This is a genomic window from Streptomyces sp. R35 (genome assembly GCF_041053035.1).
Taxonomy (GTDB): domain Bacteria; phylum Actinomycetota; class Actinomycetes; order Streptomycetales; family Streptomycetaceae; genus Streptomyces; species Streptomyces lutosisoli.
This window is the reverse complement of sequence record NZ_CP163440.1, coordinates 10,181,092-10,195,392: the sequence shown is the minus strand read 5'-3', so window position 1 is coordinate 10,195,392 and position 14,301 is coordinate 10,181,092. Positions and strand designations below refer to the sequence as shown.

Here is a 14,301-nt window from a genome sequence, read left to right as displayed (position 1 = left end):
GGGCGCTGATCGGCGTCATCGAGCACGGAGTGGGGAGCACATGGACGGCGTACTCAAGCGGGAGCGGGTCCGCGACTTCCTGCTCGGTCTCGTCGAGGACCGCGGTCCGGGGGCCGCCATTCCTTCCGAGCGCACACTCTGCGCCGAACTCGGCGTCTCACGGCCCACGTTGCGGGCCGCCGTCGACGAACTCGTCGCCACGGGGCTGCTGGTGCGCGAGCACGGGCGGGGCATGTTCGTGGCGCCGGCGAAGATCACCCAGGAGATCGTCCCGGACCGGCAGACGGCGAGCGTGCCGCTCGCCACCGGCAGCTGGTCGAGCCGCGTACTGGAGCTCGCGACCATCCGCGCGGGCGCCAGGATCGGCCGGAAGCTGCGGATGTCACCGGCCGCCGAGCTGGTCTACATCGCGCGGCTGCGACTGGTCGACGGCTCCCCCATGGCGATCGAGCATCTGCACATCCCGGCCGCGCTGGTGCCCTCGCTCACGCCTGCCGAACTGGAGGCCGGGGACCTCTACGCCCATCTGCGGGAACACCACCGGATCCAGGTCCACGAGGCGACCCAGTCGATCGAGCCGACCGTCGTCAGCGAGGCCGAGGCCAAGGTGCTGGGGGTCCCGGTCCTCTCCCCCGCTCTGCTGATCGAGCGCCTGACCACGGACACCTCCGACCGGCCGGTGGAGTACGTCCACTCCCTCTACCGGGGCGACCGCTACCGCATCGTCTCGCGGCTGTCGCTGGCCGCGCACCACGGCCGTACGGCCCGGGACGCGCCCGACGACTTCACCCAGGGCATCCCCGACATCTCGCGGACCGCCGCGCTGTGGGGCACCGTGGAATGACGCGTGGCACACCCGCCACGGCGAGAGGAGTACCCGCATGTCCGAGAACACGTACCGGGTCACCGAGATCGTCGGTACCTCCCACGAGGGCATCGACCAGGCCATTCGCAATGGGATCACCCGCGCCTCGCAGACCCTGCGCAACCTGGACTGGTTCGAGGTCACGCAGGTCAGGGGCCAGATCGAGAACGGGCAGATCGAGCACTACCAGGTCGGCCTGAAGGTCGGTTTCCGGCTCGACGAAGGCGAGTGACGCGGCCCCGGCCCCCGGGGTCACCACCCCTGAGCGGGCCCCTCAGGTCCGCCCCTCCCGCTCCTGCGCGTCCCTCAGCGCCGCGGACGCGGCCGCCCAGCGCGCCCTGACGACCCTGAACCCCGCCCGCTCCGCGTCCTCGCAGACCAGCTCGTCGTCGTCCACGAGGACGCGGATCTCGCGGTTGCGGGCCAGTCGGCGGAGGATCTCCAGTTTGGTGCGCCGGGCCGGCCTGCGGTCGTCGTTGCGCCGCATCCAGATGCGCCCATCCGGGAGCCCCTGCGCGGCCAGCCAGTCCTCGGTGTCGCGGCGGCACCGCTCGGGGCGGCCGGTCAGGTAGACCACCTCGCAGTCCTGCGCGCTCTGCCGCGCCAGCGCGATGCCCTCGGCCAGCGGTGGATCCTGCGCCGCGGCCGCGAAGAACGCGTCCCAGTCCCGAGGCTTGCTCTCCAGGAACCGCTGCCGATGCGCGGTGTCCGCGAGTGTGCCGTCCAGGTCGAACACGGCGAGCGGTCTGCTGATCTTCTCCTTCACGCCGACCACCCTAGACAGGGCCCGGGACGCCCCGCGCACCGCGGCGGCCGATCTCCCTCGTGAACACGTCCAACTTCTGCCTCGTCAGGCTCTGTTCACATCACCCAGCAAGCCCTTACCGTAATGCCTCGCACAGCATGTCGCACAACATTCGGTATTTCGAACAAGAACAGGGTGGTGGAGGGACACCACCGCCCGGTTCTTCGGCATGCGGAGGTCTTGGTGAACCCCCCTCTCGACAGACGTGGCTCCTTCCCCGTCGACGGCTTCCGCGTGTACGGCAAGGCCCTCACCGCCGCGGAAGTCGCCGCGCCGGCTGAGTGAACGAACCAAGGAGAGCCGCACATGACCACATCAGACAGTCCGCCACTCCCTGTTCAGCCATCCCGCCGGAGCCTGCTCCGCGCGCTGGTCACCCTGCCCGCCACCGCCCTCGTCCTGGGTGAACTGCCCGGACTGCTCGGCACCGCAGCGGCGGCACCCGCCCAGGGTTACGCCACCCGCTACACCATCGTGCCGTTCCTCAACAGCGACGACGGCACGGTCAACGTCTACGAGTCCGACGACGCCACCGACTTCCGGCTTCTGAAGGCATCCGCGTACACGCCTCCCAGCAACCGCATCCGCGACGCCAGCGTGTTCAAGCACACGGACGGCTACTACTACGTCACGTACACCACGCACACCTGGCAGGACGTCAGCACCACCATCGGCTTCGCCCGCAGCTCCGACCGGGTCAACTGGACGTTCCTGTACGACTACACGGTCCCGATCACCAACCTGTCCCGGGCATGGGCGCCGGAGTGGTTCGTGGACAGCGACGGCAGCGTGAACATCATCGTGTCCTGCTCGCTCACCAGCGACGAGTGGATCTTCACGCCGTATCTGCTGAAGGCCACTGACTCCGCGCTCACCGCGTGGAGTTCACCCGTGGCGCTGTCCGGCATCGGCAGCAACCACATCGACACCTTCATCGTGAAGAGCGGGTCGACGTACCACGCGTTCACCAAGAACGAGACGACGAAGTACATCGAGTACGCGACCGCCTCCAGCCTCACCGGCTCGTACTCCATCCAGAAGACCGGCGACTGGGCGGGCTGGGGCGGCACCCGTGAGGGGCCGGCCCTGATCCAGCTCGACAACGGCGGCTGGCGGATCTTCTTCGACGGCTACGGCGACGGCAGTTACTACTACAGCGACAGCTACGACACCTTCGCCACCTGGAGCGCCCCGAAGAAGCTGCCGGGCATCTCCGGCACCGCACGCCACTTCACCGTCATCAAGGAGACGGTCTCCGGAGGACCGAGTCTGTCGGCCGGCGTCACCCGCTCCCTCCGGTCGGGCAACTACACCACCCGCTACTGGCAGGAGCAGTCCTCCCTGCTCAACCTGCCCGTGGTGACCAGCTCCAGCACCACCGCGGAGAAGCAGGCGTCGACCTTCACGGTCGTGGCGGGCCTCGCCGACTCGAGCGGCTACTCCTTCCGGGACGCGGCGGGCAACTACCTGCGGCACTACGACTACCGGGGCCGTTTCGACGCCAACGACGGGACATCGACGTTCGCGAAGGACGCCACCTTCATCGCCCGGACCGGCACGGCGAGCGGCTCGATCCGCCTGGAGTCGTACAACTACCCGGGCTACTACCTGCGCCACTACAACTACCAGCTCCGCGTGGACATCGCGGACGGCACCGCCCTCTTCCGGCAGGACGGCTCCTTCGTCCCCGTCACCGCCTGGGCATGACAGACACCGCACGAGAGAGGGAGACACCCATGAGCCAAAGCCCGCTCCAGCCGTCCCGCCGCACTGTGCTGGGGGCGATGGCCGCCCTGACCGCCACCTTCACCATCGGCTCCACGCCCGCCCGCGCGGCGACCACCTCCGCGTACGTGATGGGCTACTTCACCGAGTCCCCGAGCGGCAACGGCTCCGACTACGGCCTCCACCTGGCCGTCAGCCCCGACTCGCTCCAGTGGACGCCGCTGAACCAGAACAACCCCGTGGTGACCCCGACCGAGGGCACCGGCGGACTCCGCGACCCGTTCATCCTGCGCAAGCAGGACGGCACGTTCGTGGTGCTCGCCACCGACCTCAAGGGCACCGACTGGAGCCTGCAGAGCCAGTACATCCACGTCTGGAACTCCACCGACCTGCGGTCCTTCACCGGTTACCACCGGCTGAAGCTGCATGAGATGGCCACACACAGCTGGGCGCCGGAGGCGTTCTGGGACGCGGGCCGGAGCCAGTACGGGATCATCTACTCGGCCGTCAACTCCAGTGGCCACAACGTCATCATGGTCAACTACACCACCGACTTCGTGACGGTGACGGATGCTCAGGTCTTCTTCGACCCCGGCTACGACATCATCGACGGCGACCTCGCCGTGGGCGTGAACGGTGTCAACTACCTGTACTTCAAGAAGGACCAGACGCTGGTGGGCGCCAAGTCCACCACCCTGGACCCGGGCAGCTTCACCGTGTTCAGCACGCCGGTCGCGCACGGCGGCACCGAGGCTCCGATCCTCGTCAAGTCCCAGACATCCAGCACTTGGTACCTCTGGGGAGACACCTATACGCCGAACGGCGTCTTCTACGCCTGGCAGTCGGCCGATCTCTCGACCGGCACCTGGACGGCGGTCGACCAGAAGCTCTACACCCAGCCGCTCAACTCCAAGCACGGCACCATCCAGCCCATCACGACGACGGAGTACAACAACCTGCTCGCCGCGTACGGAGCGCCTGCCTGGAACCGGCTGAAGTCGTACAACTACCCGGACCGGTACGTCCGTCACTCCAACTACGTCGGCCGCATCGACGCGTACCCGTTCGACCCGTACACCGACTCCCAGTGGAAGCTCGTGCCCGGTCTGGCCGACAGCTCCGGAGTGTCCTTCCAGTCGGTGAACTACCCGACCCGCTATCTGCGGCACTCCAACTACCAGTTGGTGCTGGACGTGAACGACAGCACCACGACGTTCGCCCAGGACGCCACGTTCTACCGGACCGCGGGGCTGGCCGACACCTCATGGTCATCCTTCCGCTCCTACAACTACCCCACGCGTTACATCCGTCACTCAAACTACGTATTGCGCATCGATCCGATCTCCACCTCCACGGAAAAGTCCGACGCCACGTTCTCGGTCGGCTACTGACCCCCCTTCGTCCCCAGGAGGCACCCCCATGTCCCCCCTCCGCAGAGTTCTCGCCTGTCTGGCAGCGGCAACGGCCGCTGTCGGCGGGCTCACGGCGATCGCCTCCCCCGCGGCTGCCGCCGACTCGGGCACCTTCAGCGTGCTCAGCTACAACGTCGCCGGACTGCCGGAGAGCCTCTCCAGCGCGTCCACGCCCCGCGACACGAGCACCACGGCGATCGGTCAGCGGATCGCCCCGTACGACATCGTCCACGTCGAGGAGGACTTCAACTACCACGCCTACCTCTACGCGGCCGACACCGCGCACGCCTACCGCACCCCCACCAGTGGCGGCGCCGGCATAGGCAGCGGACTCAACACCCTCTCGAAGATCTCCTACGACACCGACGACTTCGAGCGGGTCGGCTGGAACTCCTGCCAGATCGACTCGGGTGACTGCCTGACGCCCAAGGGCTTCACGTTCATGCGGGAGCGCCTCGCCGAGGGCGTGTACGTGGACTTCTACAACCTGCACACCAACGCCGGTACGAACGACGGTGACCTGGCCTCGCGCGCGGACAACCTCAACCAGCTCACCGCGTTCATCAAGAGCCACTCGGCGGGCAACGCCGTCGTCGTCATGGGGGACACCAACACCCGCTACACCCGCTCCGGTGACACCATCGCCGAGTTCGGCGCGGCCAACGGCCTGACCGACGCCTGGGTGCAGCTCATCCGCGGCGGCACCCCGCCCGCCAAGGGCAGCGACGCGCTGGTCTGCGACCAGACCGGGGCCACCGTGCCCAACACCTGCGAGGTCGTCGACAAGATCCTCTACCGGGGCAGCAAGCTCGTCTCGCTGAACGCCACCAGCTACAACAACGAGCACGCGAGCTTCCTGACCTCCGACGGGCTGATGCTCTCCGACCACGACCCGATCACCGCGAAGTTCAGCTGGTCGCGCACCTCCGCCTTCCAGCTGAGCGACCAGTTCGGCGGCCCGCACGGGGACTACTTCAACGACATCGACAGCGTGCCGGCGGGCGCCCGGGCCACCACCGTCTCGCTGCGCGCCGGTTCCCGCGTCGACCAGATGGGGCTGACGCTCAGCAACGGCACGACGCTGACGCACGGGGGCACGGGCGGCACCGCCTCGTCGCTCACCCTCGGCAGCGGCGAGTACGTCACCTCGGCGCAGCTGTGCCAGGGCCAGAAGGACAGCCAGACGAGGATCTTCTACGCCAAGTTCACCACCAGCCTGGGCCGCAGCCTCGCGGGCGGCACGACGACGTCGGACTGTGTGACCCGCACCGCGCCGTCGGGCTGGCAGATCGCCGGCTTCCACGGTCGCACGGGCGACGAGGTCGACAAGATCGGCTTCATCTACACCCAGCGCTGACCGTTCTCCGTACACGGCAACGGCCCTCCCCGCCACGCTCGTTCACGCGTGGCGGGGAGGGCCATATGCGTGGTGCTACCTCACGAAGAGAGCCACTCGGTGGCGTTCAGAGCGAGCGCGGCGTTCGTGGCGCCGGTGTCGTTCCAGCCGTCGTACAGCGTGTTGCCGGACTGACCGGTGCCGTCGTCGATCGGCGAACTGTCGCCCCAGAAGGCGACCTTGCCGCTGCCGAAGGTGCTGGTGGCGAAGAACGCGCCGGTGTTACCGGAGTAACCGCTGCGGTAGAGCAGGCCCTTGACGGCCGAGTTGTCGGCGGGCTTGAGCGTGGCCGTCGTACCGCTGGCGATCAGGCTCTTGGTGACGGTGCCGAACGAGCCGTGCAGGACCGCGTTGGTGCTGTCCGATATCGCCGCGGGGTAACCGGAGCTGATGCTCAGCGAGTCGATGGAGAAGCCGAACGGGTCGGTGGAGTCGACGCTGTTGTTGGTCATCAGGTCGTTGAGGATCTCGACCGCGTCGTAACCGTCGCTGTTGCGGTCGGCACCGGTGTGGTCGGAGACCATGAACAGACCGCCGCCGTTCTTCACGAACGTCATGATCGCGGTCTTCTCGGCGGTGGTGAAGAGGGTGTTCGGCTCGGGCAGCACCAGGGTGTCGAAGTTCGACAGATCGGTCGCGGCCGTACCGCCGTACGTCAGCTTGGAGCCCGAAGGCAGCGTGTCCAGCGAGTAGTCGCCGGTCTGCTGCAGCGCCACGCCCCAGGACGAGAGGGCGCCGGTCCAGTCGGTCTCGGAGGACGGGGAGGAGTCCTGGCTGAGCGGGTTCGGCTGGCTGGTGGAGATGATCCAGTCGGCGTTGCCGGCCGTCTCGGCGTGGCCGTTGTCGAACAGGACGCGGTGCGTGGTGGCCGCGTGGGCGGGGGCGGCCGAGGTCGTCTGGAGTGCGGCGCCCGTGAGCAGCACGCCGAGCGCGGTGAGAGCGGTGGCGAGTCTGTGGCGGGGCTTGGTGGGGGTGAGCATCCGGCATTCCTCCATGAGTGGGGGGACGGTGGAAGAGGCGGTGCGGGTCGCCGATCTGCGCGCGTAGAACGGCCGTTGAACAACTGCCGCTCGACACAAGCGTGGACAGTACACACAAGATCACGGGCACCGGGAGACCCGTACGCCACTTCTTAGAAAGCTCTTACCGTGCGGCACAACCGCCCCATGGCGAGGCTGAATTGACGAATCGTCAGGAGGCGTCGGCCAGCCAGGGCCTGACCTGCTTGCGCGCCTCGTGGAGACGCGACTTGAGCGTGCCGAGCGGGATACCCACACGCTCGGCGACCTCGGCGTACTCCAGCTGGCAGATGTCCCGGTAGACCAACGGCGCGACCAGGTGCGGGTGTTCCCGCTCCAGTCGCTCCAGCGCCTCCAGGAGGTCGACCCGGGAACCGGCGATGACGCTCGTGGTGCGCGGATCGACATGCTGCGACGCGTCGATCGCACCCGGCTGCTCGGCCGCACGCCGCTTCAGCTCGCGGTACTTCTGGCGGGCGCAGTTGGCGACGACCGTGTACAGCCAGGTACTGAAGCGGCTGCGGCCCTCGAAGGTGGTGATCTTCCGGGCCACTTGGAGGAGCACGTCCTGGGCCGCCTCCTCGGCGTCCTCACGGCAGGGCAGGAAACGGCCGCAGCGCCGTACGACCTCGGGCCGGACCTTCTGGAGCAGCGCGTTCAGCGCCGGCCCGTCACCGGCAGCCGCACGCAGAGCGAGCTCCTCGGTCTCCGCCGCGTCCTGCACCGGTCGCTCCCCTCGATGTGAATCAGAGGCCAGGCATGTTAGCCGCATGCCCCCGGGGACGCCGCGCATGGCCATGTCGAACCGGCCCTCATCGCCGACGACCTCACCCGGGCGAGCGCCGACCCCGGAACCGGCCACACACCCTCCAGCGCGGCGCCGCACGGAGCGACCCGCCGGCCCGCCGCACAGCCCGCGCAATGAATTCACCAAGCTTTCCCTAAGTTGCTGCACACTTATTGTTAGGTAAGGCTTACCTCCCTTAGGTTTCGTGCGCACCCCGCACAGCTGACCGGAGTCCCCATGTCCAGCACGAACATCGCCCTGCTCGGCGCCATCGCCGGCTTCACCATCTATCTCGGCCTCCCCATCGGCCGCCTGCGCAGGCCCACGCCGCGCCTCAAAGCCGGCCTGAACGCCGTGGCCATCGGCATCCTCATCTTCCTCGTGTGGGACGTACTGACCCATGCGTGGGAGCCCATCGACGAGGCGCTGAGCGAGCACAAGTGGGGAACGGTCGCTTCCGGGGGCAGCACGCTCGCCGCGGGCCTGACGATCGGGCTGGCCGGGCTCGTGCACTACGACGCCTGGACGGCCCGCCGCCGTAAGGCCGCCGGCGCACATCCCGCGGGTCCCGGTGCCGCCGCCACCGCCGAGCTGGCGCCGAAGACCCACAGCCAGGCCGAGTCACTCGCGCTGATGATCGCCACCGGCATCGGTCTGCACAACTTCGCGGAGGGTCTGGCCATCGGCAACTCCGCCGCCCAGGGCGACCTCTCCCTCGCCGTCCTGCTGGTCATCGGGTTCGGCCTGCACAACGCCACCGAGGGCTTCGGCATCGTCGCCCCACTGGCCGCCGAAGGCGAACGCGCATCCTGGCTCACGCTGCTGTGGCTCGGCCTGATCGGCGGCGGCCCCACCTTCCTCGGCACGATCATCGGCCAGCACCTGGTCAACGACACCCTGTCGATCGCGTTCCTCGGCCTCGCCGCCGGCTCGATCCTCTACGTGGTCATCGAACTGCTCGCCGTCGCCCGCAGGACCGGGCTCAAGACACTCACCACCTGGTGCATCCTGCTCGGCCTCCTGCTGGGCTTCGCCACGGACGCCGTCGTCACGGCCGCGGGTGTCTGAATCCGCCGCATCAGCCTGACGATGGCGAGTCGAGCGCCACCTCCAACGGCCCGACCTCACCCTGGAGTTGGGTGAGCTGAAGGCCGCCCTGGAGCACGGCCGGCCAGGGTGGCGGGGGCGAGGTCGTCCGGATCACCTTCGAGTCCGCCGCGAGCGTGCATGGCCCGCGGGCCGTCCCGGACGGCGGCCTCCCTTCGCACGGGGCCACCGGGGCCTGTTCCCGATCCGGTCCGAGCCCGAGCCGTGGCGCGACAGCGACGGCTCCCGTGGATCCCGGCTTGTCCCGCCCCGGCTCACCGGCACTCGGTGCCTTCGCCGGGCACCCGGCCGGCCGCCCGAGGATCCTGGATGCAGCACCGGGCGGAACAGGAGCCCGACAGGACGGCGGCAGGGCGGCGGCACGATGACGATCGACGTATCGGTGGAACGCGTGATCCCGCTGCCTCCCGAGCGGGTGGCCGCGTACGCCATGGACTGGCGCCACGACGCCGAGTGGACCCAGGGCATCCGCACCGCGCAGCTCACCAAGGAGGCGGACGCGGGCGGATTCGGCGTCGGCGCCCAGGTCACCCGTACGGCGTACTTCCTCGGCCGACGCATCGACTACGTCCTGCGCGTGGCCGCCCACGAGCCACCGCGGCTGCTGGACATGACCTCCGTGGCGGGCCCCATGCCCATGCATGTCACCTATACCTTCGTCCCGCACGCCCACGGCACCCTTGCCCGCATCCGCGTCCGGGGCGGCGAAGGCGGCTTCTACCGACTGGCCGCACCGCCGCTCGCCCGCCAGGTCCGCTCCTCCCTCACCAAGGACCTGCGCGACCTCGAACACCGGCTCACCGAACGGAAATGAGGGGCTCACATGGCGTACGACGAAGGACTGGCCGAGCGGATCCGGGACCGGCTGAGCGGTGATCCTGACATCGCCGAGAAGCGCATGTTCGGCGGGGTCGCCTTCCTCCACCGCGGCAACATGGCCGTAGGAGTGAGCGGGGAGGACCTCATGGTCCGCGTCGGTCCCGACAACACCGACGCCGCCCTGGCCCGGCCGGGCACCCGCGTCTTCGACATGACCGGCCGCCCGATGCGCGGCTGGATCCTCGTCGCCGGCTCCGCCCTGACGCAGGACGACGTCCTGGGCGAGTGGATCGACGAGGGTCATGCCTTCGCCGCAGGCCTGCCACCCAAGTGAGGGCCACGCCTCCGCGGGCGACTCACCGTGTGTACGACGGACTGCCTCGACCCCTGCGACCGAGCGAACGTCATCGTCGTCCAGCCCTGACAGCCGCAGCCGACGCAGGCGGCATACCAGAGTCCCTCGGCGGTGACGCCGGCCACAGCACGCCCATGGGGGTGCGTGTATCTTGAGCTGCTGCGAAGGGGAGTAGCCCCGCAAACCGGTCGTCGACACACTGGAACCCTCGGGTTCCCGGTGGCCGGGCTCGTGCGACAGCGCGGGCGGGCGAGACCTTCGGCCAGGCATTGATGCGCCCGCACACCGTGCGGCGCACCCGTCATGCCGGGCCGATCGGTTCTCCCGCCGCCCCGCCAGGGTGTTTTCGAGAAGATCCGGGGGCCCGGCCCCACAGAAAGACCACCGGAATGCACCTCGACCCCCTGGCGATCATCACCGCCTTCGGGCTGATCTTCCTCGCCGAGCTCCCCGACAAGACCATGTTCGCGTCGCTCGCCATGGGCACCCGGATGCGCCCGCTGTATGTCTGGTTCGGCACATCGAGCGCGTTCATCGTGCACGTCGCGATCGCCGTCGGCGCCGGCGGGCTCATCGGGCTGCTGCCCGACTGGGTCGTCAAGCTCGTCTCCGCCGCTCTCTTCGCCTTCGGCGCCTTCATGCTGCTGCGCGGCGGCGGGGACGACGGCGAGGAGGACACGGGCGGCGAGACCGTCACCGGCTTCTGGCCCGTCTACACGACCGCGTTCATGGCCGTGTTCATCAGCGAGTGGGGCGACCTGACGCAGATCACCACCGCCAACCTCGCCGCAAGCAACGGCACTTGGTCCACGGCCATCGGCTCGGCGGCCGCCCTGATGTCCGTCTCCGCCCTCGCGCTGCTCGCCGGCCGCTTCATCGCCAAGCGCGTGCCTCTCAAGACCGTCCAGCGCATCGGCGGCCTGTGCATGACCGCGCTCGCGATCTGGTCCCTCGTGGAGATCTTCACCGCCTGATCCGGCGGAATTCCCCTGCCTGATCCAGTCCGCATCCGGGCCCCGGCCGAATCGCTCGGGGCCCGACGGGTGTCACCGGCCCCCGACCGGTACGAAGCATGGACCCCAAGCTCTTCCCGGGCACGGCTTCCACCGCCTCACCGTCCGCGTGACGCCGGCCGCGATGCCGCTCCCGGCCCGAGCCGTCTTCATGCCGGGGCTACTGGCCGGCCGCGCCCTCGTCCGGGCGCTCGTCCGCGCCGGCCGTTGTCGGGCCGGGTTCCTCGATGACGTCCGGCAGCGCCTGTTCGGCCCAGATCACCTTGCCCTGCGGGATGTACCGGGTGCCCCAGCGCTCGGTCACCTGCGACACCAGGAACAGGCCCCGGCCTCCCTCGTCCATCGTCGCGGCGTACCGCAGATGCGGCGAGGTGCTGCTGCCGTCGGCCACCTCGCAGATCAGCGTACGGTCGCGGATCAGCCGCACGTGGATCGGCTCGGAGGCGTAGCGGATGGCGTTGGTGACGAGCTCGCTCAGGACGAGTTCCATGGTGAAGCCGAGCTCGGACAGGCCCCACTCGTCGAGCTTTCGGTTCACGGCGTCGCGCATCCCCGCGACGGCGGCCGGATCCAGCGGCACATCCCAGTCGGCGATCCGGTCGGGCTGCAGCACCCGGGTGCGGGCGATGAGCAGGGCGACGTCGTCCTGGGGACGCCCGGGCAGCAGCTCGTCCAGCACGGCCTGGCAGCTCTCCTCGGGCGGCCGGTCGGGGTGGCCCGCCAGCGCATCGCGCAGCAGTTCCATGCCCACGTCCAGGTCGCGTCTGCGGTCCTCGATGAGGCCGTCGGTGTAGAGGATGAGCTGGGTGCCCTCCGCGAGGTCCAGCTCGGTGGTCTGGAACGGCATGCCGCCGAGGCCGAGGGGAGGCCCGGCCTGCAGGTCCGCGAAGGTGACGGTTCCGTCGGGGTGGACGAGCGCCGGCGCCAGATGCCCCGCGCTCGCCATGGCGCAACGGCGCGTCACAGGGTCGTAGATCGCATACAGGCAGGTGGCGCCCACCACGCCCACAGCGCTCTCCGTACCCGCCTCGTCCTCGTCGATGCGGCCGACCAGGTCGTCCAGATGGCTCAGCAGTTCGTCGGGCGGCAGATCGAGGGTGGAGAAGTTGTGCACCGCGGTCCGCAGCCGCCCCATCGTGGCGGCGGCGTGGAGGCCGTGACCGACCACATCGCCGACGACCAGCGCCACCCGGCTCCCCGGCAGGGGAATCACATCGAACCAGTCTCCGCTCACGCCCGACTGGGCGGGGAGGTAGCGGTAGCCGACGTCGAGGGCGCTCTGCTCGGGCAGGGCCCGCGGGAGCAGGCTGCGCTGGAGGGTGACCGCCAGGGCGTGCTCGCGGGTGTAGCGGCGGGCGTTGTCGATGCTGATCGCGGCACGGGCCACCAGTTCCTCCGCCAGTGACAGCTCCTCCTCGTCGAAGGGCTCATGCTGCTCGCAGCGCCAGAAGTTGGCCATGCCCAGCACGACACCGCGGGCCTGGATCGGAGCGGTGATGAGGGAATGGATGCCGTAGTCCATGATCGCCTTGGTGCGCTCCGGGTCCTGCACGTGCCAGCCCGTGGCGGTCGACAGGTCGGCCACCAATTCGGAGTGGCCACTGCCGTAGCCGCGCGCCTGAGGCGTGGAAGGCAGATAGTCGATCAGCCTGCCCGTCTCATAGAGCGGATGGTCGTCTCGGATGCCGCATACGGCCGTGCGTCGCATATCCGTTGCGGTAGACGCCGGCTCCTCGCCGCGCAGCACGGCGTCGGCCAGGTCCACGGTGGCGAAGTCGGCGAAGCGGGGGACGGCGACCCGCGCCAGCTCGTCGGCGGTGCTCAGCACGTCCAGGGTGGTGCCGATGCCGAGTCCGGCGTCGTACAGCAGCTTGAGCCGCTCCCGCGCGATCTCCGCCCTGCCGGTCAACGCCTGCAGCTCGGTGGAGTCACGCAGCGTCATCACTGTTCCCTTGGGGCCTCCGCCGCGATCTGTGGGGCGCTGGTTGACCGCCAGCAGCCGCTCTCCGGCGAAGTGCACCTCGTCAGTGGCCTCGCGCCCGGAGACGAGCAGCTCCATCGTCTCGGGGTCGAGGCTCGACAGCTCGGACACGAGCCGTCCCTCGACGTCCGGGGGCAGCTCCAGCAGCCGTCTGGCCTCGTCGTTCGCCAGCAGCAGCCGCCCGTCGCCGGCGACGATGAGCACCCCTTCGCGCACGGAGTGCAGCACCGCGTCATGGTGGTCGTACATGCGGGTCATCTCGTCCGGGGCCAGGCTGTGGGTCTGCCGTCGCAGCCGCTTGGCCACCAGTACCGTCCCGCCGGTGGCCACCACGAGCGCCGCGGCCCCGGCGCCCAGGATGATCGGCAGCTGCCGGTCCACCTGATTGGTCACGTTCTTGACCTTCAGCCCGGCGGAGACGAGGCCCACCACCTTGCCCTTCTCGTCATCGATCGGGACCGTGGCCTGTACCTCCTGGCCGAGCGGGCCGTGGACGCTTTCCACGTAGACCTTCCCCGCCAGCGACGGCTCGATGGTGCCCACGAACCGCTTTCCGATCCGGCTCGGCAGGGGGTGGGTGTAGCGGATGCCATGGGTGTCCATGACCACGATGAAGTCGACGCCGGCGGCCTTGCGCGCCGCCTCGGTGAGCGGCTGGAGAATCTTGCTCGGGTCGGGGGTCTGCAGTGCCGCCAGGACACCGGGAGAGTGCGCGAAGGTCTCTGCCACGGCTATGGAGCGGCGCCTGGCCTCGGCGTTGGTGTCCCGCTTCGACTGCAGGGCGACGGCGAACACGCCGCAGGCCACGAGCACCACGACCAGCGCCACCTGGAGAACGAGCACCTGCCCGGCAACGCTTCGCGGGCTCCTGCTCACCAGTGACTTCAGCGATTTGCGTCGAAAAAGGGCGAAAAAGCTCGCCATGCGACCTTTGTAGCACTGGTGATCCCAAGTGACCAGGGCACGCCCGAGGAGTGATGCCCGCCCGGATCGACCTCGGGTGACCGCTCGGGCATG

At 69.1% G+C, this 14,301-nt stretch carries 13 protein-coding genes; 9 read left to right on the top strand and 4 right to left on the bottom strand.

Going from position 1 to position 14,301, the window contains the following annotated elements:
- Positions 1–40: 40 nt before the first annotated feature.
- Together AB5J50_RS45770 and AB5J50_RS45765 are read left to right on the top strand one after the other, a co-directional pair.
- The gene (locus AB5J50_RS45770; protein ID WP_369264464.1) at positions 41–844 is read left to right on the top strand and encodes a GntR family transcriptional regulator; all 804 of its coding nucleotides are present in this window, start codon (positions 41–43) and stop codon (positions 842–844) included.
- Positions 845–881: 37 nt separating this feature from the next.
- A complete protein-coding gene (locus tag AB5J50_RS45765; RefSeq protein WP_330309222.1) occupies positions 882–1,097 on the top strand; it encodes a dodecin in 216 nt (71 codons plus the stop codon).
- 42 nt (positions 1,098–1,139) lie between these two features.
- Here the strand turns inward: AB5J50_RS45765 and AB5J50_RS45760 are convergent, their stop codons facing one another.
- The gene (locus tag AB5J50_RS45760) at positions 1,140–1,640 is read right to left on the bottom strand and encodes a hypothetical protein (RefSeq protein WP_369264463.1); all 501 of its coding nucleotides are present in this window, start codon (positions 1,638–1,640) and stop codon (positions 1,140–1,142) included.
- 336 nt (positions 1,641–1,976) lie between these two features.
- On the opposite strand from AB5J50_RS45760, the gene AB5J50_RS45755 reads away from it, so the two are divergent.
- The 3 genes from AB5J50_RS45755 to AB5J50_RS45745 are packed head-to-tail and all read left to right on the top strand — an operon-like array spanning position 1,977 to position 6,164.
- On the top strand, positions 1,977–3,377 hold the full coding sequence (locus tag AB5J50_RS45755) for a glycoside hydrolase family 43 protein (protein WP_369264462.1): 1,401 nt from the start codon (positions 1,977–1,979) through the stop codon (positions 3,375–3,377).
- Positions 3,378–3,406: 29 nt separating this feature from the next.
- On the top strand, positions 3,407–4,786 hold the full coding sequence (locus AB5J50_RS45750; protein WP_369264461.1) for a glycoside hydrolase family 43 protein: 1,380 nt from the start codon (positions 3,407–3,409) through the stop codon (positions 4,784–4,786).
- Positions 4,787–4,814: 28 nt separating this feature from the next.
- Positions 4,815–6,164 carry a jacalin-like lectin gene (locus AB5J50_RS45745; protein ID WP_369264460.1) on the top strand — a complete coding sequence of 450 codons (1,350 nt, stop codon included), beginning with the start codon at positions 4,815–4,817 and terminating at the stop codon, positions 6,162–6,164.
- A gap of 80 nt (positions 6,165–6,244) precedes the next feature.
- On the opposite strand, the gene AB5J50_RS45740 is transcribed toward AB5J50_RS45745, so the two are convergent.
- Complete coding sequence (locus tag AB5J50_RS45740; protein WP_369264459.1) at positions 6,245–7,183, bottom strand: hydrolase; 939 nt, start codon at positions 7,181–7,183, stop codon at positions 6,245–6,247.
- A gap of 211 nt (positions 7,184–7,394) precedes the next feature.
- On the bottom strand, positions 7,395–7,946 hold the full coding sequence (locus AB5J50_RS45735; RefSeq protein ID WP_369264458.1) for an RNA polymerase sigma factor: 552 nt from the start codon (positions 7,944–7,946) through the stop codon (positions 7,395–7,397).
- A gap of 300 nt (positions 7,947–8,246) precedes the next feature.
- Between AB5J50_RS45735 and AB5J50_RS45730 the strand changes: the two genes are divergently transcribed.
- From AB5J50_RS45730 to AB5J50_RS45715, 4 genes are all read left to right on the top strand, one after another.
- Positions 8,247–9,077, top strand: coding sequence for a ZIP family metal transporter (locus AB5J50_RS45730; protein ID WP_369264457.1), 831 nt, complete (start codon positions 8,247–8,249; stop codon positions 9,075–9,077).
- Positions 9,078–9,480: 403 nt separating this feature from the next.
- Entirely contained in the window at positions 9,481–9,930 is a 450-nt protein-coding gene (locus tag AB5J50_RS45725) for an SRPBCC family protein (protein ID WP_369264456.1), read from the top strand.
- Between the two features lie 9 nt (positions 9,931–9,939).
- The gene (locus tag AB5J50_RS45720; protein ID WP_369264455.1) at positions 9,940–10,269 is read left to right on the top strand and encodes a TfoX/Sxy family protein; all 330 of its coding nucleotides are present in this window, start codon (positions 9,940–9,942) and stop codon (positions 10,267–10,269) included.
- Positions 10,270–10,679: 410 nt separating this feature from the next.
- Positions 10,680–11,264: a TMEM165/GDT1 family protein gene (locus AB5J50_RS45715; protein ID WP_369264454.1), complete on the top strand. Its 585-nt coding sequence runs from the start codon at positions 10,680–10,682 to the stop codon at positions 11,262–11,264.
- A 199-nt stretch (positions 11,265–11,463) separates the two neighbouring features.
- On the opposite strand, the gene AB5J50_RS45710 is transcribed toward AB5J50_RS45715, so the two are convergent.
- The gene (locus AB5J50_RS45710) at positions 11,464–14,208 is read right to left on the bottom strand and encodes a SpoIIE family protein phosphatase (RefSeq protein ID WP_369264453.1); all 2,745 of its coding nucleotides are present in this window, start codon (positions 14,206–14,208) and stop codon (positions 11,464–11,466) included.
- Between the last annotated feature and the right edge of the window lie 93 nt (positions 14,209–14,301).